We start from the raw sequence: 21,913 nt of genomic DNA on the forward strand, positions 1-21,913 counted from the left end.
GACCCGCCCCCGTACGAGCCGTCACGCTGCTGCCATGACCAGCATCGACGTCCAGGACCTCACCAAGGAGTACGGCGCCCGGCGGGCCGTGGACCACCTCGCCTTCCGCGTCCTGCCCGGCCGTGTCACCGGGTTCCTCGGCCCCAACGGCGCCGGCAAGTCGACCACCATGCGCCTGGTGCTCGGCCTCGACCACCCCACGTCCGGCTCCGCCACCGTCGGCGGCCGCCCCTACGCCACCCTCCGAGAACCCCTGCGCCGGGTCGGCGCCCTGCTCGACGCGCAGGCCGCGCACGGCTCCCGCACCGGCCGCGACCACCTGCGCGTCCTGGCCGCGAGCCACCGGATCCCGGACCGCCGGGTCGACGAGATGCTGGAGGAGACCGGTCTGGGCCCGGCCGGGCGCCGCCGGGTGCGGACCTACTCCCTGGGCATGCGCCAGCGGCTGGGCATCGCCGCCGCGCTGCTCGGGGACCCGGAGGTGATCATGCTGGACGAGCCCTCCAACGGCCTCGACCCGGAAGGCATCGTGTGGATCCGCACCCTGCTGCGCCGGCTCGCGGACGAGGGGCGGACCGTCCTGGTCTCCAGCCACCTGATGAACGAGACCGCCTCCTTCGCCGACCACCTCGTCGTCCTCGGGCGGGGCCGGCTGCTGGCCGACACCCCGATGCGGGAGTTCATCGACGCGCGCGTGCGCCCCGCCGTCCGCGTCCGCACCTCCGACCCCACCGCCCTCGGGAACGTCCTCGCCGGGCACGGCCACGACGCCGTGGAACACCCCGACGGCCACTGGACCGTGCCGGACGCGCGCGTGGACGACATCGGACGCCTCGCCTCCGCAGCCGGGGTGCCGCTCCTCGAACTCACCGCGGACGAGGGCACGCTGGAACAGGCCTATCTGGACCTGACCGCCGCCGAGACCGAGTTCGCCACGCGGCCCCAGGAGGCCTGACCATGCAGTTCGCACCCGTGTTCCACGCCGAGTGGCTGAAGATCCGCACCGTCCGCTCGCTCCCGGGAGCCCTGCTCGCGCTGTTCGCCGCCACCACGGCGTTCTCCGCGATCGCCGGGACGGGCGGCACGTCGGACCCCGACCTGGACCCGCTGTTCACGGCCCTGTCCGGTGTCACACTGGGACAGATCGCCGCCCTCGCCTTCGGCGCCATGGCCGTGTCGGCGGAGTATCACAACGGCGCCCTGCGGCTCTCGCTGGCCGCGGTCCCGCGGCGCGGACGCTGGTTCGCCGCGAAGGCCACGGCGATCGCCGTCCCCGTGCTGGTCGTGAGCCTGCCGACCGCCCTGGCCGCTCTCCTCGTGGCGCGGGCGGGGCTCGGCCCGGCGGCGAGCGGTCTCACCCCGGCCGAGCAGATCCGGGGCGTCGTGGGCTGCGCCGTCCACCTCACGCTGATGTCCCTGTTCGCCGCGGGCCTGGCGACCCTGCTGCGCAGCGCAGTGGCCACGCTGTCCGTGCTGATCCCCTTCCTCCTCGTCGTGTCCTTCGTGATCGGCGACGCGGCCGGCACCGTCGTCGAGTTCATGCCCGACCGGGCCGGACAGGTGGTCCTGTACGAGACCCACGACGGAACACTGGGCCCCTGGTCGGGACTCATGGTGACCGCGCTGTGGACGGCCGCCGCGCTGGGGGCCGGGGCGTGGAGCCTGCGCCGCCGGGACGCCTGACCGGAAGTCGGCCGCCGCCCCGCCGATCGCCGGCGGTGGCGGGTTTACTGGACCCGATGAACATCGCCCGGCACATCGCCCTCATCGACGAGCTGTGCTTCCGTCCCTTCCCGGCGGAGCACGGTCCGTCGGACGTCGGCTTCGGGGGACCGGGCCACCATGTCGCCGTACTGGAGGCCGATGACGGGCCGGGCGGCGGTCCCGCGCGGCGGGCGGTCACGGTGGACCGGTTCGAGAAGGACCGCGACGCCGTGTACGAGGTGCTGGCGTCCCGCTGGGGGGACACCGATCCCTGGGATCCGCGCACCGGGCGGGGGGAGACACCCGAGCCGTGGGCCTGGCTCGGCGCCCGTGCCGGCGTGGCTTGGGTGTGGGAGGTGCAGGGAACCGGACGCTGGGTCGCCGTGGCGGTCGCCGACCGGGGCCCGGCCGACGGGATCCAGCTGCTGGCGGTGGTCACGGAAACCGCTCCGCCCTGACCGCCGGCCGTCACTCCTCGGCCGCGGCCTCCCGCAGCCGTCCGAACTCCTCCGCCAGCGTCGCCGGCGTCCAGTGCGCGTTCAGCCCACTGGGATTGGGCAGCACCCACACGCGGGTGCCGCCGATGGTCCGCTCCTGCGGGCCGACCCGCGCCTTCCTGTCGTCGAACGCCGCGCGGTACGCGGTGACGCCCAGCACGGCCAGCCACCGCGGCCGCAGCCGGGCCACCTTCAGGGCGAGCAGCCGCCCGCCCTCCCGGTACTCCTCGGCGCCCAGCTCGTCGGCCCGCGCGGTCGCCCGCGCCACGACGTTGGTGATGCCGAGCCCGTACGACGGCAGCTCCCGCTGCTCGGACGGCAGCAGCTGCCGGGGCGTGAAACCGGAGCGGTGCAGGGCCGGCCAGAAGCGGTTGCCGGGGCGGGCGAAGTGGTGGCCGGTCGCGGCCGTCGTCAGACCGGGGTTGATGCCGCAGAACAGCACGCGCAGGCCGTCCGCGACCACATCCGGTACGAGGCGGTCGCGGGCGGCCTCCAGCTCCTCCTGGGTGAAGCGCGTCAGAGGATCGCCCCGGGGGTGTAGCCGGCGGCCGCCGGGTGCTGCTTGACGATCTCGTCGACGCGGCCCACGACGGCGGCGACCTGGTCGCCCGCGGCACCGGTGAAGGACAGCTTGTCCGCCATCAGCGCCTCCAGTTCGGCCCGGCCGAGCGGCAGCCGCTCGTCGGCGGCGAGCTTGTCGAGGAGGTCGTTGCGCTCGGCGCCCCGCTCCCGCATGGCGAGGGCGGTGGCGACGGCGTTCTCCTTGATCGCCTCGTGCGCGACCTCGCGGCCGACACCCGCGCGCACGGCGCCCATCAGCACCTTGGTGGTGGCGAGGAACGGCAGGTAGCGGTCCAGCTCCCGGGCCACGACCGCCGGGAAGGCGCCGAACTCGTCGAGCACCGTCAGGAACGTCTCCAGCAGGCCGTCGAGCGCGAAGAACGCGTCCGGCAGCGCGACCCGGCGCACCACCGAGCAGGACACGTCGCCCTCGTTCCACTGGTCGCCGGCCAGCTCGCCGGTCATCGAGGCGTAACCGCGCAGGATCACCATCAGGCCGTTGACGCGCTCGCAGGAGCGGGTGTTCATCTTGTGCGGCATGGCGGACGAGCCGACCTGGCCCGGCTTGAAGCCCTCGGTCACCAGCTCGTGCCCGGCCATCAGCCGGATCGTCTTCGCCAGCGACGACGGCGCGGCGGCCAGCTGCACCAGCGCGGTGACGACCTCGTAGTCGAGCGAGCGCGGGTAGACCTGGCCGACGCTCGTGAACGCCTGCGAGAAGCCCAGGTGCCCGGCGATCCGCCGCTCCAGCTCCGCCAGCCCGTCCGCGTCGCCGCCGAGCAGGTCCAGCATGTCCTGGGCGGTGCCGACCGGGCCCTTGATGCCGCGCAGCGGGTAGCGGCCCAGCAGCTCCTCCACCCGGCCGTACGCGACGAGCAGCTCGTCGGCGGCGGTGGCGAACCGCTTGCCGAGGGTGGTGGCCTGCGCGGCCACGTTGTGCGAGCGGCCGGCCATGACCAGCTCGCCGTACTCGCCGGCCAGCTTGCCCAGGCGGGCGAGCACGGCCACCGTGCGGTCGCGCACCAGCTCCAGCGAGAGCCGGATCTGCAGCTGCTCGACGTTCTCGGTGAGGTCGCGGGAGGTCATCCCCTTGTGCACGTGCTCGTGCCCGGCGAGGTCGTTGAACTCCTCGATCCGCGCCTTCACGTCGTGCCGGGTGACCTTCTCGCGTTCGGCGATCGAGGCCAGGTCGACGGTGTCGAGCACCCGCTCGTAGTCGGCGATCGCCGCGTCGGGCACCTCGATCCCGAGGTCCTTCTGGGCCCGCAGCACGGCGAGCCAGAGCCGGCGCTCCAGCCTCACCTTCTGCTCGGGCGACCAGAGCGTGGCGAGCTCGGCGGAGGCGTAGCGTCCGGCGAGGACGTTCGGGATGCGGGGTTTGGCGGGCGCAGCAGTCACGTACAGGGAGTCTACTGGCGATTCCTGCAGGCCCGCGCCACCGGGTGACCTGGAGGAAACCACAAGGAGGCGCTACCGGCCCTCGTAGGGCAGCAGCTCGGGCCGCTTCGGCGGCAGCCCGTCACCGGAGGAACGGCCGGTGAGCCGACGGCCGATCCACGGCAGCAGGTGCTGCCGGGCGAACCGGGCGTCCTCGACCCGCCGGGCCACCCAGCGCGGGGGAAGCGTCGCCTCCGGGGGCAGGTGCCACTCGGGGTCCTCCGGCGGGTGACCGAGCGTCTGCCACACCGCCTCGGCGACCCTGCGGTGCCCGTCCGCGGTCAGGTGCAGCCGGTCCACGTCCCACAGCCGGGGGTCGGCGAGCGACGGCGCCCCGTACAGGTCGACGACCAGCGCGCCGTGCTTTTCGGCGAGCTCGTCGACGCACTCGAACAGCGCCTCCATGCGCGGGCGGAAGCGCTCCAGGACCGGCCCCTGGCGGCCGGGGCTGCGCATCAGCACCAGCTGCCCGCAGTGCGGCGCCAGCCGCTCCACGGCCTCGGTCAGCAGCTCCCGCACCCTCCCCATGTCGCACTTGGGCCGCAGGGTGTCGTTGAGCCCGCCGACCAGGGTGACGACGTCGGCCCGCATGGCGGCGGCGACCTCGACCTGCTCGTCGACGATCTGCTGGATCAGCTTGCCGCGCACCGCGAGGTTGGCGTACCGGAAACCGGGACGGGCGGCCGCCATCCGCGCGGCGAGGAGATCGGCCCAGCCCCGGTAGGTGCCGTCGGGAAGGAGGTCCGACATGCCCTCGGTGAAGGAGTCGCCGAGGGCGACAAGGCTGTTGTAGGTGGGATTCGTCTGCATGGCGACACAGATGGTATCCCGCGGCACATACCCGGCGGTCGGTCGCCCGTCCCCGCGCTCAGGCCCGCTGCCCGAACAGCTCCTGCAGCACGTCCTCCATGGTCACCAGTCCGGCCAGCCGACCGTCGGCCCCGAGGACGGCCGCCAGATGCGTACGGCTGCCCCGCATGGCGGTGAGGACGTCGTCCATCGGCGTGCTCTCCCGCACGCGCGCGATGGCCCGCATGTCGCCCAGCCGGAACGGCAGGTCCCGCGGCGAGGCGTCGAGGGCGTCCTTCACGTGCAGGTAGCCGACGATCCGCCGCTGCTCGTCCACCACCGGGAAGCGGGAGAACCCGAACTCCGCCGACAGCCGCTCCAGCCCTTCCGGGGTGACCCCCACGCTCGCGTAGACCACGCGCTCCAGCGGCATCACCACGTCCCGCACGGGCCGCCGGCCCAGCTCCAGCGCGTCGTGCAACCGTTCCCGCGCGCGGTCGTCGATGAGGCCCGCCTCGCCGGAGTCCTTCACGATCTGGGCCAGTTCGGAGTCCGAGAAGGACGCGACGACCTCGTTCCGCGTCTCGACCCGCATCAGCTTCAGCAGCGCGTTGGCGAACGCGTTGACCGTGAAGATCACCGGGCGCAGCGCGCGGGACAGCGCCACCAGCGGCGGACCCAGCACCAGGGCGCTGCGCACCGGCTCGGCGAGCGCGATGTTCTTCGGCACCATCTCGCCGAGCAGCATGTGCAGATACGTCGCGAGCGCCAGCGCGATCACGAACGACACCGCGTGCCCCGCGCCCTCCGGCACGCCCACCGCATGGAACACCGGCTCGAGCAGGTGCGCGATGGCCGGCTCGGCGACGACGCCGAGGACCAGGGTGCACAGCGTGATGCCGAGCTGCGCGGCCGCCAGCAGCGCGGACACGTGCTCCAGGCCCCACAGCACGCTCTTCGCGCGCCGGTCGCCCTCGTCCGCGTACGGCTCGATCTGGCTGCGGCGGACCGAGATCAGCGCGAACTCGGCGCCGACGAAGAAGGCGTTGACGACCAGGGTCGCCAGACCGATCAGCAGCTGTACGACGGTCATCGCCGTGCCCCCCTGTCATCCGTGGTCCCGGCCGTCCGCCGGTCCGTCGCGTGCCGGTCCTCGAGGGGCGCGTGCAGCAGGACGCGTGCCGCGCGGCGGCCGGCGGCGTCCACCACGTCCAGGCGCCAGCCGGCGACCTCGAAGGTGTCGCCGACGGCCGGGATCCGGCCCAGCTCGGCCGCCACGAGTCCGGCGAGGGTCTCGTACGGCCCCTCCGGCGCGCGCAGGCCGACCCGGGCGAGCTGGTCCACCCGCGCGGAGCCGTCGGCCGAGAACAGGGCGCGCCCGCTCGCGTCGGTGCCGGCGCGGGCCAGGTCGGGGGTCTCGTGCGGGTCGTGCTCGTCGCGGACCTCGCCGACGACCTCCTCGACGATGTCCTCCAGCGTGGCCACGCCGGCCGTGCCGCCGTACTCGTCGATCACCACGGCCATGGTGCGCCGCCCGGAGAGCCGGTCGAGGAGCCGGTCGACGGTGAGCGTTCCGGGGACCAGCAGCGGTTCGCGCATCAGCTCCGACACGGGCACCCGGGCGCGGCGCTCGGCGGGCAGCGCCAGTACGTCCTTGACGTGCGCGGTGCCGACGACCGCGTCGAGGGTGTCGCGGTAGACGGGGAACCGGGACAGCCCGGTCGCCCGGGTCACGTTCGCCACGTCCTCGCAGGTGGCGTGCGTCTCCAGCGCGACGACCTGGACGCGCGGTGTCATCACGTTCTCGGCGGTGAGGTCGGCGAGGTTCAGCGTGCGGACGAAGAGCTCGGCGGTGTCCGGCTCCAGGGCGCCCTCCCGGGCGGAGTGCCGGGCGAGCGCCGCGAGCTCCTGCGGTCCGCGCGCGGACTCCAGCTCCTCGGCGGGTTCCACGCCGATACGGCGCACTATGCGGTTGGCCGTGTTGTTCAGGTGCGTGATGAACGGGCGGAAGGCGGCGCTGAACCAGCGTTGCGCGTTGCCCACCCGTCTGGCGACGGCCAGCGGCGAGGAGATCGCCCAGTTCTTGGGCACCAGCTCGCCGACCACCATCAGGAACACCGTCGACAGGGCCGTGCCGATCACCAGGGCGAGGGAGCGCGCCACCGAACCGGAGACACCGATGTCCTCCAGCGGGCCCGCGAGCAGCGCGGCGATCGACGGCTCGGCCAGCATGCCGACCACCAGGTTGGTGACCGTGATGCCGAGCTGCGCGCCGGAGAGCTGGAAGGTCAGGTTCCGTACGGCTTTGAGGGCGCCCGCCGCCCCCCGCTCACCGCGTTCGACGGCCCGCTCCAGCTCGGCCCGCTCGACCGTGGTGAGGGAGAACTCGGCCGCGACGAACGCGCCGCAGGCGAGCGAGAGCAGGATCGCCGCCAGAAGGAGGAGCACTTCGGTCATCGGGTCACCTCTGTCCCATGGTCGGACAGGACGGGAACGGACGCGCGGTGTCGTGGACCGAAGGGCTCGCCCATGGGCGGACGCACACAACCTTTCATGGAGGACCGAGTGGCCGTCCAAGGGTAAAGGACCGGCAAAGTGGCGCCGTCGGGCCGTGGATCACCCGGTGAGGGGCTTCACCCAGCGCCGCCGGCTTTCCTCCCGCGCGTACCCCGCGGCGCCCCATGCATGATGGGCCGTCTCGTTGTTCTGGAGCACCATCGCGTCCGCGCGGCGCCCGCCGAGCCGTGCGAACCGTTCCTCCGCGGCGGCCAGCAGCGCGGATCCGATGCCCCGGCAGCGGCGGTCCGGGTGCACCGCCAGCCGGTAGAGGTGGCACCGCCAGCCGTCGAAGCCCGCGATCACCGTGCCGACCAGCTCACCGCCGCTCTCCGCGAGGATCAGCGCCCGGGGGTCGCGGGCGACCAGCCGCTCCACGCCCTCCCGGTCGTCACTGATGCTCGTGCCCTCGGCGGCCGCCTTCCAGAAGGCCAGCACGGTGTCGAGATCCTCGGGCGTCGCGGCCCGTATGCGCAGCTCAGTCATACGGTGATCACAGCACGCGGGAGTCCGTACGGCACGGCATTCCACGATCCGGACCTCCGACCGCGCCGGTCGCCCCGTCCGCGGCACTTGTCGCTGCCGGCGTCCCGGTGCCGGCTTCGAGGCATGGCGAAGACCCGGCTGAACGTGCGCGTGGACGAGGGCACCGCCCGCGCGGCGCGGGAACGTGCCCCGGCGCGCGGGATGAGCGTGAACCGCTCCATCGAGGAACTGGTCCGGCAGGACACCGGCGAGGCGGGCCGCGCCTTCGTCGAGGCCGCCGCCGACTTCATGAAGCAGTACGAGAGCGTCTTCGCCGAGGAGTCCGGTGGGGGTCCTTCCGCTCGAGCGAAGCCGGGAGTGGCGGCGGAGCGCGAAGGCACGAGCGAAGGTCGCCGCTGAGCCGTTGGACGAGCTGCGTATCGACCTCGCGTGGCTGTTGATGCCCGCCGAGCGGCAGACCCCGGGAGACCCCCAGGTCACCGACTGGGGCGCCCTCGTCGCCGCCGTCGCACGCCACGAGGCCGAGATCTTCGACGTCCCCGTCCACGACAGCCCGCACGCCCGCGCCGCGTCGCTGCTCCCGTTGCTGACCCGCGTCCCCGCGCTGGAGCGCTCCAACGCCCTGTTCGCCCCCGCCGTCGCGTACGCCTGCCTCGTCGCCGGCGGTCCGAAGGTCGTCACCTCGCCGGAACAGGTGCGCGACCTGGCCCGGCTCGTCCACGACGGCGGGGCGACGGTGGACGACAACGCGGCCGGGCTGCGCCGCTGGTGCGACTGATCAGTTCCCGGTGGCCGCCGCGTCGCCCGGTGGCCGCCACGCGGTGCCCATGACGCAGTACGAGGTGGGCAGCGCCGGCCCCCTGTCCGGCACCAGCACCCGCCGGTACGGGCCGAGCTCGAACCCCGCCTCCCGCAGCGCGCCGACCGGGTCCCGCGCCACGTGGCAGCCACCGGCCAGCGACGGCCACACCGTCCGGTCCAGCGCCCGCTGGGCGAGACGCATGCCCCGGCCGCCGCCCCGGCCGTGCTCGAAGAACCGCACCTCGCCGCCCGGTCGCAGCACCCGCCTCAGCTCCGCGAGCGCCCGCGGCACGTCCCGGACGCTGCACAGCACCAGCGAGAGCACCGCCGCGTCGAACGCCTCGCTCTTGACCGGCAGCGCCTCCGCCACACCCGGCACCACGTCCACCGGCACCCGGGCGCGCAGGGCGGCCTTCACGGCCGGCGCCCGCAGCTGCCGCTCCGGTTCGATGGCGACGATCTCCGAGACGGCGCCCGGATAGTGCGCGAAGTTCAGACCGTTGCCCGCGCCCACCTCGATCACCCGGCCGGACAGCCCGCCGAGCAGTCTGCCCCGCACCCCGGCCATCCCCGCGCGGGTCTCGGCGACGACGCTGAGCCGGGCGTAGCACCGCGCGAACAGCGGATGGTGCACGGCATCCCGCTCCACCCTCGTGGACCGGCCGGACCGCAGCTGCATGAGGACCTCCCTCGGGACGGGCCTACGCCGATTCTCCCCCGAACAGGTGATCCGCACCCCTGTCCGCCGTCAGGGCGCCTCGCGCGCCCGGAACGTCTCCGCGTCCCAGGTCCCCGCCAGCCGGGGAGCCAGCCAGTGCGGCGCCGAGGCCCGGAACCCGGCGGGGTCCAGCGCGCCCGCCCCGGCCGGCACGGCGCCCAGCAGCGGGGCGCCGGTCACGTCCGGCAGGTCCAGCAGATTGCACCGCGAGGCCAGGTCGGGCCCGGCGGGCCAGCTGCCGATCACCACACCCGCCAGGTCCAGCCCTCGCCCGCGCAGTTCACGGGCCGTCAGCTCCGTGACGTTCAGGGTGCCGAGCCCGGCCGACGCCACCACCAGCACCGGCGCGGCCAGCAGCGCCGCCGCGTCCGCCAGCGTCCCGCCGGCCGCGTCGAACCGCACGAGCAGCCCGCCCGCGCCCTCCACCAGCACCAGATCGTGCTCCGCGGCCAGCTTGGCGGCCCGCTCCGCGACCTCGTGCGGACGCACCGGCGCCCGGCCGGCCCGGCGGGCCGCCGTGGCCGGCGCCAGCGGATCCGGGTACCGGGCCAGCTCGTCCGTCGTCACCGCACCGGCGAGCCGCGCGACCTCCTCGGCGTCCCCGGCCTCGTCCGGCCGCACACCCGTCTGCGCCGCCTTCAGCACGGCCACCGACCGGCCCGCCGCCAGCGCCGTCGCGGCGAGGGCGGCCGTCACCACCGTCTTGCCGACCTCGGTGCCCGTGCCCGTGATCACCATCACCGGCATGTCATCCCTCCTTCGCCGCCGCGCACACCGCATGGGCGATGCGCGCCACGTCCGCGTCACCCGTGACGTACGGCGGCATGGTGTAGATCAGATCGCGGAACGGCCGCAGCCACACGCCCTCACGCACGGCGGCCTCCGTGGCCGCCCGCATGTCGACGGCGTGGTCGAGCTGGACGACCCCGATGGCGCCGAGCACGCGCACGTCCCGCACCCCGGGCAGCCCGGCCGCCGGCGCCAGCCCCTCCCGCAGGCCCGCCTCGATCCGCTCGACCTCCGCGAGCCAGTCCTGGCCGAGCAGCAGCTCGACGGAGGCGCAGGCCACGGCCGCCGCCAGCGGATTGCCCATGAACGTCGGGCCGTGCGCCAGCACCGGCACCTCACCGCGCGAGATGCCCCTCGCCACCCGGGCGGTGCACAGCGTCGCCGCCATGGTCAGATAACCGCCGGTCAGCGCCTTGCCCACACACATCACATCCGGCGTCACCGCCGCGTGCCCCGCCGCGAACAACGCGCCCGTGCGCCCGAACCCGGTCGCGATCTCGTCGAACACCAGCAGCACGTCGTGCGCGTCGCACGCCTCGCGCAGCACCCGCAGGTACGCGGGGGAGTGGAACCGCATCCCGCCCGCGCCCTGCACCACCGGCTCCACGATCACCGCGGCCAGCTCGCCGGCGTGCCGTTCGACCGTGGACCGCAGGTGTTCCGCGTAGGCCTCCTCGTACCCGGCGGGCGGCGCGTCCGCGAAGACCTGGCGCGGCAGCACCCCGGACCACAGCTCGTGCATCCCGCCCTCGGGATCGCACACCGACATCGGCTGCCAGGTGTCGCCGTGGTAGCCGCCCCGCCAGGTCAGCAGCCGTTGCTTCTCCGGCCGGCCCAGCGAACGCCAGTACTGCAGGCACATCTTCACCGCGACCTCGACCGACACCGACCCGGAGTCGGCGAGGAACACGTGCTCGAGACCGTCCGGCGACACGTCGACGAGGAGCTTCGCCAGCCGCACGGCGGGCTCGTGGGTGAGCCCGCCGAACATCACGTGGCTCATCCGCTCCAGCTGCCCGCGCGCGGCCTCGTTCAGCACCGGGTGGTTGTAGCCGTGGATCGCCGACCACCAGGACGACATCCCGTCGACCAGTTCGCCCGAGCCGTCGGCGAGCCTCAGCCGCACCCCGCTCGCCGACTCCACGACGAGCGGTTCCCGACGGCCCGGCATGGGCCCGTACGGATGCCAGACGTGCCGCCGGTCGAGCTCCAGCAGCTCGGCGACGGACCGCTCAGGCATTGGGCGCGAGGTCCGTTCCGGCGCCCCGGCGGCGTACCGCGACCAGGTCCGTACGGGGCTCCTCGGGCGCGCTCCCGACGGGCTCCGCGGTCGCCGGACCGCACGCGCCGGAGCCCTCGTGCGAGCCGCAGCCGCCGCCCGCGCGGTGCTCGGGCAGCGTCACCTCGCCGGCGCCCTCCACCTCGAACCCGGCGTCCGCGATCATCTCCAGGTCGGCCTTGCCGGCCTGGCCCTCACTGGTGAGGTAGTCGCCGAGGAAGATCGAGTTGGCCAGGTGCAGCGCGAGCGGCTGCATCGTGCGCAGGTGCACCTCACGGCCGCCGGCGATCCGCACCTCGACGTCCGGGCAGACGAACCGCACCATCGCGAGGATCCTGAGGCACCGCTGCGGGGTCAGGTTCCACTCCTTGGCGAGCGGCGTCCCCTCGAACGGGATCAGGAAGTTGACCGGCACCGAGTCCGGGTCCAGCTCGCGCAGCGAGAAGACCACGTCGACCAGGTCCTCGTCGGACTCCCCCATACCGGCGATCAGCCCGGAGCAGGCGGACAGACCGGCCGCGTGCGCCTTCCGCACGGTGTCCACCCGGTCGGCGTACGTGTGCGTGGACGTGATGTCCCCGTACGTCGACTCGGACGTGTTGAGGTTGTGGTTGTAGGCGTCCGCGCCCGCCTCCCGCAGCCGCTCCGCCTGGCCGTCGGAGAGCAGGCCGAGGCAGGCGCACACCTCGACGTCCTCGTGCCGCTCCTTGATGGCCTTGATGGTGTCGGAGACCCGGTCCACGTCACGGTCGGTCGGGCCCCGGCCGCTGGCCACCAGGCACACCCGCTTGGCGCCGCCCGCGAGTCCGGCGGCGGCCGCCTGCGACGCCTGGTCCGGCTTGAGCCAGGTGTACTTCAGGATGTCGGCCTTGGAGCCGAGCCGCTGCGAACAGTAGGAGCAGTCCTCCGGGCACAGGCCGGACTTGAGGTTGACGAGATAGTTGAGTTTCACCCGTCGGTCGAACCAGTGCCGCCGCACCTTCCCGGCCGCGGCCACCACATCGAGCAGGTCGTCGTCGGACGTCGCGAGGACGGCCAGAGCTTCCCCGCGGGTCGGCGTCTCGCGCCGAAGCCCTTTGTCCACCAGCGTGTTCAGCAGGTCCATGGGAGCTGATCCTGTCCTACCCGACCCACCCGGGCCAAGGAGGGTTCGTACAACAGGGGCACTTCGAGGTGTGGGTATCGCCACACAGTGGTCCCTCCGGCCGCCCGCTACTGTCTGTGCACTGCCTACAAAATCCCCGGAGGACCCATGGCGTTCGGCTGGATCGACGAGCAGGCGGAACTGCGCCGCCGGGCCGGACTCGTACGCGCCCTGCGCCCCCGGGCCGCCGACACGCCCCTGCTCGATCTGGCGAGCAACGACTACCTGGGCCTGGCCCGGCACCCGGAGGTCACCGAGGGCGCCGCACGGGCCGCGCGGACCTGGGGCGGCGGATCGACGGGCTCCCGGCTCGTCACCGGCACCACCGAACTCCACGCCGAACTGGAACGCGAACTGGCCGGTTTCTGCGGCTTCGAGGCGGCCCTGGTCTTCTCCTCCGGCTACGCGGCCAACCTCGCCGCCGTCACCGCGCTGGCCCCGCACGGCTCCAGGATCGTCTCCGACGCGGGCAACCACGCCTCGCTGATCGACGGCTGCCGGCTGGCCCGCGGTACGACACGGGTCGCGGCGCACTCCGATCCCGACGCCGTGCGCAAGGCGCTGGACGGGCACCACGGGCCCGCGGTGGCGGTGTCCGACACGGTCTTCTCGGTGGACGGCGACGCCGCCCCGCTCACCGGGTTCGCCGCGGCGTGCCGGGAGCACGGCGCGGGTCTGGTGCTCGACGACGCGCACGGCCTCGGCGTGCTCGGCGACGGCGGGCGCGGGGCCCCGTACGCGGCGGGACTGGCGGGCGCCGACGACGTCGTCGTGACGGTGACGCTGTCCAAGTCTCTCGGCAGCCAGGGCGGAGCGGTGCTCGGCCCGGCCCGGGTGATCGAGCACCTGGTCAACGCGGCCCGGACGTTCATCTTCGACACGGGGCTCGCCCCCGCCGCGGTCGGAGCGGCCCTGAGCGCCCTTCGGCTGCTGCGCCGTGAGCCGGGGCGCGCGGCACGGGCGGGCGAGGTGGCGCGGGAACTGCACTCCCGGCTGACGGCCACGGGCCTGGAAGCGGTGCGTCCGGACGCCGCGGTCGTCTCCGTGCGCGCTCCGTCCCCGGAGCAGGCCGTGCGGTGGGCGGCCGACTGCCGGGCGGCCGGCCTGTCCGTGGGCTGCTTCCGTCCCCCTTCCGTGCCCGACGGCGTCTCACGGCTCAGGCTGACCGCCCGCGCGGACCTTTCCGGGGCGGAGATCGAACGCGCTGTACGGGTGATCGGCGAGACGCGGCCATGAGTCGGCGGGGCACGGCCGTGCGTCGCCCGATGACGGGCCGACCGGTCGGGTCGTCAGCCGACCGCGGTCACGAACTCCGTCCAGCTGGCGGGGGAGAAGAGCAGCGCGGGCCCCGCCGGGTCCTTGGAGTCGCGCACGGCGAGCAGTCCGGCCAGGGGGCCGGCGACCGGCCTGGCCGTCTCGACGCAGTTGTTCGCCCCCGTGCTGTAGCTGCTGCGCAGCCACCCCGCATCGTGCACTGCGAGGCTGGAAGGGATGGTCCGAGGCGGTGCGGGCATCGTGCCTCCTTACGCGCCGGCGGCTGCGCCGGCGATGAAATCCAACGAGTCCTCGGGTGAAAGGGCGTGGATCGAGAGGGCGTCGAAGGCCTCCGAGTACACCCGGAGGTCTTCTTTCCGCTCCAGGTGGAGGCTACTCGTCAGGTGGTCGAGAACTACCACGTCCAGATCAGAAGTGCGCGAAAATGAAAAGATTACGAAAGGGCCGGTCATGCCGATGTGCGCGCCGGCGCCGAACGGCAGGACCTGCAACCGCACGTGGGGGAGACGGGCCGCCTCGACCAGCCGGTTCAACTGGCGGGCCATCACGCCGGGGCCGCCGACCTCCCGGCGCAGCACGGCCTCGTCCAGGATCGCGCTCAGTTCCAGCGGCGGCGTCGCCCGCAGCACGTCCTGCCGGGCCAGCCGCACCTCCACCAGCGTGTCCAGGCGCTCCTCGGACGCGCCCTCCAGTGCCGCCTCCGTCACCGCGCGCGCGTACTCCGGGGTCTGCAGCAGCCCCGGGATCACCGTGGTCTCCAGGGTGCGCATCGCGCTCGCCTGCGACTCCAGGCTGATGAAGTCCCGGTAGGTCGGCGGCAGCACACCGCGGTAGGCGTGCCACCAGTGGTGCCGGTCGTCCCCGTCGCCGGAGCCCGACAGCACCAGCAGCAACTCCCGCAGCTGCGGGTCGGCCACGCCGTAGACGTCGAGCAGCAGCCGCACGTCGGGCGGTTTCACCCCGCTGGCTCCCGTCTCGATCCGGCTCACCTTCGACTGGTGCCAGCCCGCCAGCCGGGCCGCCTCGCCGCTGGTGAGTCCCGCGGAGGTGCGCAGCGCGCGCAGTTCGGCGCCCAGTTTCCGGCGGCGCACCGCGGGGCCGTGCTGCATGGACTTCTCCTTACTCCTTCCGGGCCGCCCGGATACGGTCTCCCGTCGCAGAGTTCACCGCTTTGAGCGACAGATATATGCACATCTTGGTGGATCGCCGTCCTGCGCCGTGCGGTGATGGCAGTCTGGCGGCGAAGCACCAGTGCGGGACCGTACTCGAACCATCCGCTCCGTGTCGGACTGCGGCCCGTGGGAAAGGGACGACGTCGCCATGGCAGACCATCTGGAAGCATCCGTCACTCTGCCGAGCGATCCCGCCTCGGTCGCGGCCGCCCGTGCCCATGCGGTGGGCACGCTGGAGGAATGGGGCATGCCGGCGGACGCGGAACTGTGCGACACCGTCCGGCTGATCGTCTCCGAACTCGCCACCAACGCGGTGCAGCACACGTTCGGGCAGTCGCCCACGTTCACGGTGGACGTCGTCCTGGTCCGTGACGAACGGGTGCACATCGGCGTCACGGACAGTCACCCGCGGTTCCCCAAGCGGCTGCCCGCGGCGGTCCAGCAGGACAACGGCCGCGGGCTGGTCATCATCCGCTGGCTGGCCGTGGAGTGCGGCGGCAGGCTCAGGATCAGCCCCACCCGGGAGGGCGGCAAGACCGTGTCGGTGGAACTCCCGTGGACCGTCCGGGCCGCCGAAGCGGTCACGGCGGCCGGGCGGCAGGAGCAGTAGCCGGGCGGCGGCGCCCCGGGGCGCCGCCGCCCCGAGGTCACTTCACCCGTCCGTACCAGACGTTGGAGGTCCAGATCTTCTGCAGGCGCACCACGTCCCCGGTCTTCGGGGCGTGCCAGATCTTCCCCTTACCCGCGTAGATGCCGACGTGGTAGACGTAGCTGCCCGAATGGAAGAACACCAGGTCTCCCGCCCTGCGGCTCCCGGCGGAGATGTGGCGCGTCTTGTTGTACTGCTGGGCGGCGGTGCGCGGCAGCTTCTTGCCCGCCTTCTTGAACGAGTACAGCGTCAGGCCCGAGCAGTCGAACCTGTACGGCCCCGTGGCGCCCCACCTGTAGGGCGCGCCCTTCTTGGAGGCGGCGATGTTCAGCGCCTTGGTGGCCGTGCTCGCCGCGGCCGCCTCCGAGGCGGCTCCGGGGACCACGAGGGAGCCGCCCACGGCGGCCAGGGTGAGGGCCGAGGCCGTGCCGGCCCGGGCCATGAGAGACGGGACACGATTGAGCGCAGTCATGCGCAACCCTTCGTCAGCCGCCTGTGAAGGATGACCTGTCGGATTCGGGCTGGCGAAGTGGCCCGGCCGCACGTGTGCGGCTTCACCCCAAGGACTGCTCGGAACTGACGTCCCGGCGGCCCGTCGTGCTTGGGTCCTCCACTCCTGCCGATCCACTCCTGTCGACCGGTCATCCAGGCGGCGGCAGGACTCGGCGTCCGCCCGGATCGCCCCGCCGCGGCGGCGGGGTCTTGTCGTCAGTCAGGGATCTTGGCTCATGACGCGATCGAAATCCCAACGGAACGTGGGGTTTGTGTTGTTACTCACCACTCATCCGTTCGGGTGGACACCCCCCTGTTCGGACTCCCGCCGGAGCCCGGAGGAGCCGCGGACCAGGGGAGAAAAGGACCGTTCCGGTGGTGCGGTACGCGCGTCGCGCAACTCCGAGGGCCCGAAAACAGCAGGTTCGTCTACGCCGGACGGGGGTACGCCGTTTGGTCCGTTTCAACCCCGGCCGGGGCGCGCCGCCGGCCGGGACCGCCGCCCGGGACCCGCGGGCGTCAACTGCCGGGGTCCGGCGGCAGCGTGACCCGGGCCGTGCGCCGTTCGCCGTCCAGCACCCGCAGGGCCCGGGCCAGCGTGCCGGAGTGCAGTTCGCGCTCGCCGCGCCGGTGCATCAGGGTCAGCGCGTCGCGCAGCGCGACGGCCTTGCCGACCAGTGCCTGGGCGGCGCGCAGTCCGCGATAGGTGTCACCGCCCAGGGCCGGGTTGATCCGGCCGAGCAGGTCGACGGCCTCGAGATAACGGTCGATCAACTCGGCCTCCGCGCGGGTCAGCGCGGGCAGCGGCGGCAGCTCCGGTGGCAGCATCCGCGGCTCACCTCGCACCGGAGGCGGGGGACACGCTCCTGCGGTCGGGCACGATCCGGTCCGCCAGCCCGTACTCCACCGCCGCCCGCGCGTCGAGGACCGTGTCCCGCTCGATGTCCGCCCGGACCCGCTCCGCGCTGCGGCCGGTGTGCCGGACCAGGATCTCCTCCATCCGCGACCGGACCCGGAGCAACTCCTCGGCCCGGATCGCCAGATCGCTGGTCTGTCCCTCCACCGGCTCCGGGAGGGAGGGCTGGCGGAGCACCAGGCGTGAGCCGGGCAGCAGCATGCGCTTTCCCGGGGCGCCGGCGGCCAGCAGCAGCGCGGCGGCGCCCTCCGCCTGGCCCAGGCAGATGGTCTCCACGTCGCAGGAGACGTAGCGCAGCGTGTCGTAGATCGCCGACATGGCGTGGAAGGAGCCGCCCGGGGAGTTGACGTAGAGCGAGATGTCCCGGTCGGGGGAGTGGTGCTCCAGGTACATGAACTGCGCCATCACGTCGTTCGCGGAGGTCTCGTCGATCCGTGTCCCGAGGATGACGATCCGCTCCTCGAGCAGCTTCGAGTAGGGGTCCGTCGTCCGGTTCCCGGACGCTGTGCGTTCGGTGAGCTCGGGCAGGACGTGGCGGGCGGACGGTCGGGTCATGAGGGCCCTCCTGTCTGGTCGTCTCTGTAAAAAATGTACAGGACGTACGTGACGTTATGATGGGTTCATGGCCTACGAGATTCCGGTTACCCAAGCCAGGGCTGAGCTCGCCGACCTCATCAACCGTGTGGTGTACGGCGGTGAGCGCGTCGTCGTGACCCGGCACGGAAAGCCCCTCGTCGCCCTCGTCTCCGCCGATGACCTGCGACGACTCGAAGAACTCGGGGAGGCGCGGGAGCCGGTCGAGGAGCAGGTGATCAGCACGGTGGCCGGCGTCCGCGAGGTCGCGTCCGCTCCCCGCGAACGGCAGCGTTTCGGCATCGCGGCGGAGCACCGGGGGACGGCCGGTTCGTAAGCCCTCGCGGCAAAACCGTGCACCCCCGTCCACCTCGGAGGGGGTGCACGGTTTTGCCGCGAGGCCCGGGACCGGCCGTCGAGCGGCCCGCGGTCAGCCGGCGGGGACCGGTTCGCGCCCGGACGCGGACCGCGCGCTCCTCGTACGCTCCTTCAGCGCGCCGCCGACCAGTACGGCGCCCAGGCCCAGTGCGGCCCACCAGGTCAGCGTCAGGGCGGGCCCGGCCGCCCCCGCGCCGTCGAAGAAGGACACCGAGCGCAGCAGCGACACGCCCGCCCCCGGCGGCAGCCACCGGCCGATCGCCCCGGCCGGCTCGGGCAGCATCTCCGGCGCCGAGGACGCCCCCGAGAAGGGGTTGCCGAGCAGCATGATCACCAAGCCGCCGAGCGCGATGCCCGCCCGTCCGAGCAGCGCCGCGAGTCCGGCGACCGTCGCCCCCATGGCCAGCGCGGCCAGCGCGAAGGTACCGGCCACCGTCCACAGGTTCCCCGGAACGGCGTCCAGCCAGCTGTGCGCCAGCGCCGCGGCCGCCGCGCCCACCAGGGTGGCGGAACCGGCCAGCGCGGCCACCGCGCGGGCGCCGCGCAGCCCCAGCAGCGTCACCGCGGCCCCGGCGCCGATCCCGGCCAGGGCCAGCGGCAGCACGCTCGCGCTCAGGACCGCGCCGCGCGGATCCCCCTCGGCGGCGGGCACCACGTCCACGGTGGTGACCCGGCTGCCGGAGGCGGCGGCCTGCTGGGTCACCGCCTGCTGCAGCAGCTGGGCCACGACCGGGCTCGCGGCGGACGCGGTGAGCAGTTTCGGTCCCTGCCCGGTGACGACGACCGCGCCGTAGACCTCGCGGTTCTCGACCGCTTCCCGGGCGGCGGCCTCGTCGGCGTAGTGGTGGAGGTCGAAGGCGCCCTCCTGGTGCTCCAGGCGCTGTTCCACCGGTGCGGTCGCGGCGGTGGGGCCGGCCACGCCGAGCGGCAGGTCGCGGGGCGCCGTACGGGCCGCGGGCCAGGCGAAGGCCCAGAGCGCCAGCGCCACCAGGGCGGGGATCAGCAGCGTCACGGCGACGACGCGACGGTGCGGCGACGGTGTCGAGAGGGACATGAGGACTCCGGAGATCAAAAAGAAGGATCGTTCGTTTTAGGTTCACCGTCACCGTCCCGCTCCGTCCGCTCCTTGTCAAGAAGGAATGTTCGTTTTAGATTGCGGCCATGGCCCGCGTATCCCAGCAGCACCTCGACGCCCGCCGCCGTCAGATCCTCGACGGCGCCGCGTCCTGCTTCGCCCGCAACGGCTTCCACGCCACCTCGATGCAGGACGTGCTCAAGGAGGCGGACCTCTCCGCGGGCGCCGTCTACCGGTACTTCCGGGGAAAGGACGAGCTGATCGCCGCGATCGTGACCGATGTGCTCGACACGGTGCGCGGCATCCTCGAACAGGCCGCCCGGGAGAGCCCGCCGCCCACCCCGGACGTGCTCGTCCCGAGGTCCCTGGCCCGGATGAGGGAGGAGCGGCCGGCCACTCTGGACGGCGGTGAGTGGATGTTCCCGCGGCTGATGATCCAGGTGTGGACGGAGACCACGCGCAGTCCTGAGCTGGCTGCTGTGCTGGGGGAGGGGTACGACGACGTCCGCAGGGCCTGGGGGAGGGTCGTCGAGAGCTACCAGGACGCCGGTCTGATGTCCGCCGACGCGGACACGGACGCCGTGGCGCGGGCGATGATCGCGCTCGTGCAGGGGTCTGCCGCTCAGATGGCGCTTTTCGGCGGGATCTCCGAGCGGACGCTGGGGGAGGGGCTGCGGGCGCTGATGGCCATGGGGCCTGCTCGCGCGGACAGCTGACGGATGGTGGTCGCCCCCGCCGCCCGTTTCCGTTCCCCACCCCCCGGAGGGCTGCGCCCCCGGGCCCCCCTTCGGCCTGAACGGCCTCGTCCTCGAACGCCGGACAGGCCGGAAACGCTCGGCCCGCTGAAAAGCGTGTCCGATTGACGGGGTGTCGGCATCCGGTCATCGGATTGGCAAAGAACCGCCCCGAACCCTGTTCCCAGCTGCCTCACAGCGGAGAGGATCCCCCTGCCCATCGCAACGATGAACGGGGAGGCTCCCCTTGAGGGACAGCAGACCGAAGAGGCGGGCGGCGGCGCTCGGTTCGGCCGGAGTGCTCGTCACGGCGGCGCTCATAGCCGGCGCCGTCGCGGCACCCACGGCGAGCGCGACGGCCGACCACCACGGCAAGGACCGCGAGGCCGGGGGCGTGGCGATCGCCGCCGCACGGGCCGCGAAGACCGGCGTCGACTGGCAGGACTGCCCCGAGGACTGGAACCTGGCCCGGCCGATCCAGTGCGGCCGGGTCTCGGTGCCGATGGACTACGCCAAGCCGTACGGCAAGCAGATCGAGCTCGCCGTCGACCGTATCGGCAACACCGGCGCCAAGAGCGAACGCCAGGGTGCGCTCCTCTACAACCCGGGCGGTCCCGGCGGTTCCGGTCTGCGCTTCCCGGCCCGGGTCACCGCCAAGAACCCGGTCTGGGCCGACGCGGCCAGGGCGTACGACTTCGTGGGCTTCGACCCGCGCGGCGTCGGCAGGTCCGCGCCCCTCTCCTGCGCCGATCCGCAGGAGTTCGTCAAGGCGCCCAAGGCGGACCCGGTGCCCCGCTCCGAGGCCGACAAGCTCGTCCAGCGGGGGCTCGCCCGCGAGTACGCCGAGGGCTGCCACGAGCGCAGCGGCGAGATGCTGCCGCACATGACCACGCCGAACACCGCGCGCGACCTCGACGTGATCCGCGCCGCCCTCGGCGAGAAGAAGCTCAACTTCCTCGGCGTCTCCTACGGCACCTACCTCGGCGCCGTCTACGCCACCCTCTTCCCGGGCCACGTCCGCCGCATGGTCGTCGACAGCGTCGTCAACCCCTCCCGCGAGAAGATCTGGTACCGGGCCAACCTGGACCAGGACGTCGCCTTCGAGGGCCGCTGGAAGGACTGGCAGGACTGGGTCGCGAGGAACGACGCGACCTACCACCTCGGGGACACCCGCGCCGAGGTCCAGGAGCGGTGGCTCGAGCTGCGCGCCACCGCCGAGAAGAACCCCCTCGGCGGCGTCGTCGGCCCGGCCGAGCTGATCTCCTTCTTCCAGAGCGCCCCGTACTACGATTCCGCGTGGGCGCCCACGGCGGCCGTCTTCAGCCGGTACGCCGCCGGCGACACCCAGGCGCTCGTCGACGCGGCCGCCCCCGACCTCTCCGACACGGCGGGCAACGCGGCCGCGGAGAACGGCAACGCCGTCTACACGGCCGTGGAGTGCGCCGACGCCAAGTGGCCCACCGACTGGCGCACCTGGGACCGCGACAGCACCCGGCTGCACCGCGACCACCCGTTCATGACCTGGGCCAACGCCTGGATGAACCTGCCCTGCGCCACCTGGCCGGCCAAGCAGCACACGCCCGTGGACGTGAAGTCCGGCAAGGGCCTGCCGCCGGTGCTGATCGTCCAGTCCGAGCGTGACGCGGCCACTCCGTACGCGGGCGCCGTCGAACTGCACCAGCGGCTCAGGGGCTCCCGCCTCATCACCGAGCGGAACGCCGGGTCCCACGGCGTCACCGGCCTGGTCAACCCCTGCGTCAACGACCGGGTGGACACCTACCTGCTCACCGGCGAGGTGGACCGGTCCGACGTGACCTGCGCACCGCACGCCACCCCGAAGCCGTGACACCCACGGGCGAGGGGCGGCCGGGGCTCCGGGCCGCCCCTC

At 73.3% G+C, this 21,913-nt stretch carries 26 protein-coding genes and 1 riboswitch; of the genes, 10 read left to right on the plus strand and 16 right to left on the minus strand.

The annotated features are described in order from the left end of the window. The first annotated feature begins 34 nt into the window (after positions 1–34). From ADK41_RS17990 to ADK41_RS18000, 3 genes are read left to right on the plus strand one after another with little or no spacing between them, the layout of a single operon-like run. A complete protein-coding gene (locus ADK41_RS17990) occupies positions 35–955 on the plus strand; it encodes an ABC transporter ATP-binding protein (RefSeq protein ID WP_030822226.1) in 921 nt (306 codons plus the stop codon). Positions 956–957: 2 nt separating this feature from the next. Further along, entirely contained in the window at positions 958–1,683 is a 726-nt protein-coding gene (locus ADK41_RS17995; protein WP_030822229.1) for an ABC transporter permease, read from the plus strand. Positions 1,684–1,739: 56 nt separating this feature from the next. Further along, the gene (locus tag ADK41_RS18000) at positions 1,740–2,162 is read left to right on the plus strand and encodes a hypothetical protein (protein ID WP_030822233.1); all 423 of its coding nucleotides are present in this window, start codon (positions 1,740–1,742) and stop codon (positions 2,160–2,162) included. A gap of 10 nt (positions 2,163–2,172) precedes the next feature. Here the strand turns inward: ADK41_RS18000 and mug are convergent, their stop codons facing one another. The 6 genes from mug to ADK41_RS18030 all read right to left on the minus strand — a co-directional run bounded on the left by mug (position 2,173) and on the right by ADK41_RS18030 (position 8,030). Beyond that, positions 2,173–2,721, minus strand: coding sequence for a G/U mismatch-specific DNA glycosylase (mug, locus tag ADK41_RS18005; RefSeq protein WP_051843049.1), 549 nt, complete (start codon positions 2,719–2,721; stop codon positions 2,173–2,175). Next, positions 2,718–4,160, minus strand: coding sequence for an adenylosuccinate lyase (gene purB / locus ADK41_RS18010; protein WP_030822237.1), 1,443 nt, complete (start codon positions 4,158–4,160; stop codon positions 2,718–2,720). The genes mug and purB overlap by 4 nt, the downstream gene beginning before the upstream one ends. A gap of 72 nt (positions 4,161–4,232) precedes the next feature. Then, the gene (locus ADK41_RS18015; protein ID WP_030822241.1) at positions 4,233–5,009 is read right to left on the minus strand and encodes an SGNH/GDSL hydrolase family protein; all 777 of its coding nucleotides are present in this window, start codon (positions 5,007–5,009) and stop codon (positions 4,233–4,235) included. A gap of 58 nt (positions 5,010–5,067) precedes the next feature. After that, complete coding sequence (locus tag ADK41_RS18020) at positions 5,068–6,081, minus strand: hemolysin family protein (protein ID WP_030822253.1); 1,014 nt, start codon at positions 6,079–6,081, stop codon at positions 5,068–5,070. Continuing rightward, on the minus strand, positions 6,078–7,445 hold the full coding sequence (locus ADK41_RS18025) for a hemolysin family protein (protein ID WP_030822256.1): 1,368 nt from the start codon (positions 7,443–7,445) through the stop codon (positions 6,078–6,080). Before ADK41_RS18025 ends, ADK41_RS18020 begins: the two co-directional genes overlap by 4 nt. 159 nt (positions 7,446–7,604) lie before the next feature. Next, on the minus strand, positions 7,605–8,030 hold the full coding sequence (locus tag ADK41_RS18030; RefSeq protein WP_030822259.1) for a GNAT family N-acetyltransferase: 426 nt from the start codon (positions 8,028–8,030) through the stop codon (positions 7,605–7,607). A 123-nt stretch (positions 8,031–8,153) separates the two neighbouring features. Here ADK41_RS18030 and ADK41_RS18035 point away from each other — a divergent pair, with 123 nt between their 5' ends. Together ADK41_RS18035 and ADK41_RS18040 are read left to right on the plus strand one after the other, a co-directional pair. Next, positions 8,154–8,429 (plus strand): hypothetical protein, encoded by a 276-nt coding sequence (locus tag ADK41_RS18035; RefSeq protein WP_030822262.1) that lies wholly within the window; start codon positions 8,154–8,156, stop codon positions 8,427–8,429. Positions 8,430–8,433: 4 nt separating this feature from the next. Beyond that, positions 8,434–8,808, plus strand: coding sequence for a hypothetical protein (locus ADK41_RS18040; RefSeq protein ID WP_030822265.1), 375 nt, complete (start codon positions 8,434–8,436; stop codon positions 8,806–8,808). Here ADK41_RS18040 and ADK41_RS18045 read toward each other — a convergent pair whose 3' ends face one another. The 4 genes from ADK41_RS18045 to bioB all read right to left on the minus strand — a co-directional run bounded on the left by ADK41_RS18045 (position 8,809) and on the right by bioB (position 12,722). Further along, positions 8,809–9,510 carry a class I SAM-dependent methyltransferase gene (locus tag ADK41_RS18045; protein WP_030822268.1) on the minus strand — a complete coding sequence of 234 codons (702 nt, stop codon included), beginning with the start codon at positions 9,508–9,510 and terminating at the stop codon, positions 8,809–8,811. Positions 9,511–9,579: 69 nt separating this feature from the next. Further along, complete coding sequence (gene bioD / locus ADK41_RS18050; protein ID WP_030822271.1) at positions 9,580–10,296, minus strand: dethiobiotin synthase; 717 nt, start codon at positions 10,294–10,296, stop codon at positions 9,580–9,582. A 1-nt stretch (position 10,297) separates the two neighbouring features. Further along, the gene (locus ADK41_RS18055) at positions 10,298–11,578 is read right to left on the minus strand and encodes an adenosylmethionine--8-amino-7-oxononanoate transaminase (protein ID WP_030822274.1); all 1,281 of its coding nucleotides are present in this window, start codon (positions 11,576–11,578) and stop codon (positions 10,298–10,300) included. Then, positions 11,571–12,722 (minus strand): biotin synthase BioB, encoded by a 1,152-nt coding sequence (bioB, locus tag ADK41_RS18060; protein WP_030822276.1) that lies wholly within the window; start codon positions 12,720–12,722, stop codon positions 11,571–11,573. Before bioB ends, ADK41_RS18055 begins: the two co-directional genes overlap by 8 nt. 147 nt (positions 12,723–12,869) lie before the next feature. Here bioB and ADK41_RS18065 point away from each other — a divergent pair, with 147 nt between their 5' ends. Continuing rightward, positions 12,870–13,997: an 8-amino-7-oxononanoate synthase gene (locus ADK41_RS18065; protein WP_030822289.1), complete on the plus strand. Its 1,128-nt coding sequence runs from the start codon at positions 12,870–12,872 to the stop codon at positions 13,995–13,997. A 53-nt stretch (positions 13,998–14,050) separates the two neighbouring features. Here the strand turns inward: ADK41_RS18065 and ADK41_RS18070 are convergent, their stop codons facing one another. Both ADK41_RS18070 and ADK41_RS18075 read right to left on the minus strand, forming a co-directional pair. Beyond that, positions 14,051–14,275, minus strand: a complete 225-nt coding sequence (locus tag ADK41_RS18070) for a DUF397 domain-containing protein (RefSeq protein ID WP_030822292.1) — start codon at positions 14,273–14,275, stop codon at positions 14,051–14,053. Positions 14,276–14,284: 9 nt separating this feature from the next. Then, positions 14,285–15,145 carry a helix-turn-helix domain-containing protein gene (locus tag ADK41_RS18075; RefSeq protein ID WP_030822296.1) on the minus strand — a complete coding sequence of 287 codons (861 nt, stop codon included), beginning with the start codon at positions 15,143–15,145 and terminating at the stop codon, positions 14,285–14,287. A gap of 211 nt (positions 15,146–15,356) precedes the next feature. On the opposite strand from ADK41_RS18075, the gene ADK41_RS18080 reads away from it, so the two are divergent. Further along, entirely contained in the window at positions 15,357–15,818 is a 462-nt protein-coding gene (locus ADK41_RS18080; protein ID WP_030822299.1) for an ATP-binding protein, read from the plus strand. A gap of 37 nt (positions 15,819–15,855) precedes the next feature. Here ADK41_RS18080 and ADK41_RS18085 read toward each other — a convergent pair whose 3' ends face one another. The 3 genes from ADK41_RS18085 to ADK41_RS18095 form a co-directional block, all read right to left on the minus strand. Continuing rightward, positions 15,856–16,329 carry a C40 family peptidase gene (locus tag ADK41_RS18085; protein ID WP_030822301.1) on the minus strand — a complete coding sequence of 158 codons (474 nt, stop codon included), beginning with the start codon at positions 16,327–16,329 and terminating at the stop codon, positions 15,856–15,858. Between the two features lie 3 nt (positions 16,330–16,332). Continuing rightward, positions 16,333–16,519, minus strand: a riboswitch (cyclic di-AMP (ydaO/yuaA leader). Between the two features lie 349 nt (positions 16,520–16,868). Further along, complete coding sequence (locus ADK41_RS18090) at positions 16,869–17,177, minus strand: hypothetical protein (protein WP_030822304.1); 309 nt, start codon at positions 17,175–17,177, stop codon at positions 16,869–16,871. A gap of 7 nt (positions 17,178–17,184) precedes the next feature. Continuing rightward, on the minus strand, positions 17,185–17,820 hold the full coding sequence (locus tag ADK41_RS18095) for an ATP-dependent Clp protease proteolytic subunit (protein WP_030822307.1): 636 nt from the start codon (positions 17,818–17,820) through the stop codon (positions 17,185–17,187). A 67-nt stretch (positions 17,821–17,887) separates the two neighbouring features. Between ADK41_RS18095 and ADK41_RS18100 the strand changes: the two genes are divergently transcribed. After that, complete coding sequence (locus ADK41_RS18100; RefSeq protein WP_030822310.1) at positions 17,888–18,175, plus strand: type II toxin-antitoxin system Phd/YefM family antitoxin; 288 nt, start codon at positions 17,888–17,890, stop codon at positions 18,173–18,175. Between the two features lie 93 nt (positions 18,176–18,268). On the opposite strand, the gene ADK41_RS18105 is transcribed toward ADK41_RS18100, so the two are convergent. Then, entirely contained in the window at positions 18,269–19,270 is a 1,002-nt protein-coding gene (locus ADK41_RS18105) for an ABC transporter permease (RefSeq protein WP_030822313.1), read from the minus strand. A gap of 107 nt (positions 19,271–19,377) precedes the next feature. Between ADK41_RS18105 and ADK41_RS18110 the strand changes: the two genes are divergently transcribed. Together ADK41_RS18110 and ADK41_RS18115 are read left to right on the plus strand one after the other, a co-directional pair. Continuing rightward, the gene (locus ADK41_RS18110; protein ID WP_030822316.1) at positions 19,378–20,007 is read left to right on the plus strand and encodes a TetR/AcrR family transcriptional regulator; all 630 of its coding nucleotides are present in this window, start codon (positions 19,378–19,380) and stop codon (positions 20,005–20,007) included. Between the two features lie 265 nt (positions 20,008–20,272). Then, complete coding sequence (locus tag ADK41_RS18115) at positions 20,273–21,871, plus strand: alpha/beta hydrolase (protein ID WP_030822319.1); 1,599 nt, start codon at positions 20,273–20,275, stop codon at positions 21,869–21,871. The last annotated feature ends 42 nt before the right edge of the window (positions 21,872–21,913 follow it).

The organism is Streptomyces caelestis (assembly GCF_001279005.1).
Classification (GTDB): domain Bacteria; phylum Actinomycetota; class Actinomycetes; order Streptomycetales; family Streptomycetaceae; genus Streptomyces; species Streptomyces heliomycini.

Coding starts and splice junctions, on each gene's coding strand:
- ADK41_RS18035 (WP_030822262.1), top strand. CDS start 8,154: ATGGCGAAGACCCGGCTGAACGTGCGCGTGGACGAGGGCACCGCCCGC.
- ADK41_RS18110 (WP_030822316.1), top strand. CDS start 19,378: ATGGCCCGCGTATCCCAGCAGCACCTCGACGCCCGCCGCCGTCAGATC.
- ADK41_RS18065 (WP_030822289.1), top strand. CDS start 12,870: ATGGCGTTCGGCTGGATCGACGAGCAGGCGGAACTGCGCCGCCGGGCC.
- ADK41_RS18080 (WP_030822299.1), top strand. CDS start 15,357: ATGGCAGACCATCTGGAAGCATCCGTCACTCTGCCGAGCGATCCCGCC.
- ADK41_RS18000 (WP_030822233.1), top strand. CDS start 1,740: ATGAACATCGCCCGGCACATCGCCCTCATCGACGAGCTGTGCTTCCGT.
- ADK41_RS18075 (WP_030822296.1), bottom strand. CDS start 15,145: ATGCAGCACGGCCCCGCGGTGCGCCGCCGGAAACTGGGCGCCGAACTG.
- ADK41_RS18085 (WP_030822301.1), bottom strand. CDS start 16,329: ATGACTGCGCTCAATCGTGTCCCGTCTCTCATGGCCCGGGCCGGCACG.
- ADK41_RS18100 (WP_030822310.1), top strand. CDS start 17,888: ATGGCCTACGAGATTCCGGTTACCCAAGCCAGGGCTGAGCTCGCCGAC.
- ADK41_RS18045 (WP_030822268.1), bottom strand. CDS start 9,510: ATGCAGCTGCGGTCCGGCCGGTCCACGAGGGTGGAGCGGGATGCCGTG.
- ADK41_RS18055 (WP_030822274.1), bottom strand. CDS start 11,578: ATGCCTGAGCGGTCCGTCGCCGAGCTGCTGGAGCTCGACCGGCGGCAC.
- ADK41_RS18020 (WP_030822253.1), bottom strand. CDS start 6,081: ATGACCGTCGTACAGCTGCTGATCGGTCTGGCGACCCTGGTCGTCAAC.
- ADK41_RS18090 (WP_030822304.1), bottom strand. CDS start 17,177: ATGCTGCCACCGGAGCTGCCGCCGCTGCCCGCGCTGACCCGCGCGGAG.
- ADK41_RS18025 (WP_030822256.1), bottom strand. CDS start 7,445: ATGACCGAAGTGCTCCTCCTTCTGGCGGCGATCCTGCTCTCGCTCGCC.
- bioD (WP_030822271.1), bottom strand. CDS start 10,296: ATGCCGGTGATGGTGATCACGGGCACGGGCACCGAGGTCGGCAAGACG.
- ADK41_RS18070 (WP_030822292.1), bottom strand. CDS start 14,275: ATGCCCGCACCGCCTCGGACCATCCCTTCCAGCCTCGCAGTGCACGAT.
- ADK41_RS18030 (WP_030822259.1), bottom strand. CDS start 8,030: ATGACTGAGCTGCGCATACGGGCCGCGACGCCCGAGGATCTCGACACC.
- ADK41_RS17990 (WP_030822226.1), top strand. CDS start 35: ATGACCAGCATCGACGTCCAGGACCTCACCAAGGAGTACGGCGCCCGG.
- ADK41_RS18105 (WP_030822313.1), bottom strand. CDS start 19,270: ATGTCCCTCTCGACACCGTCGCCGCACCGTCGCGTCGTCGCCGTGACG.
- ADK41_RS18015 (WP_030822241.1), bottom strand. CDS start 5,009: ATGCAGACGAATCCCACCTACAACAGCCTTGTCGCCCTCGGCGACTCC.
- bioB (WP_030822276.1), bottom strand. CDS start 12,722: ATGGACCTGCTGAACACGCTGGTGGACAAAGGGCTTCGGCGCGAGACG.
- ADK41_RS18095 (WP_030822307.1), bottom strand. CDS start 17,820: ATGACCCGACCGTCCGCCCGCCACGTCCTGCCCGAGCTCACCGAACGC.
- ADK41_RS17995 (WP_030822229.1), top strand. CDS start 958: ATGCAGTTCGCACCCGTGTTCCACGCCGAGTGGCTGAAGATCCGCACC.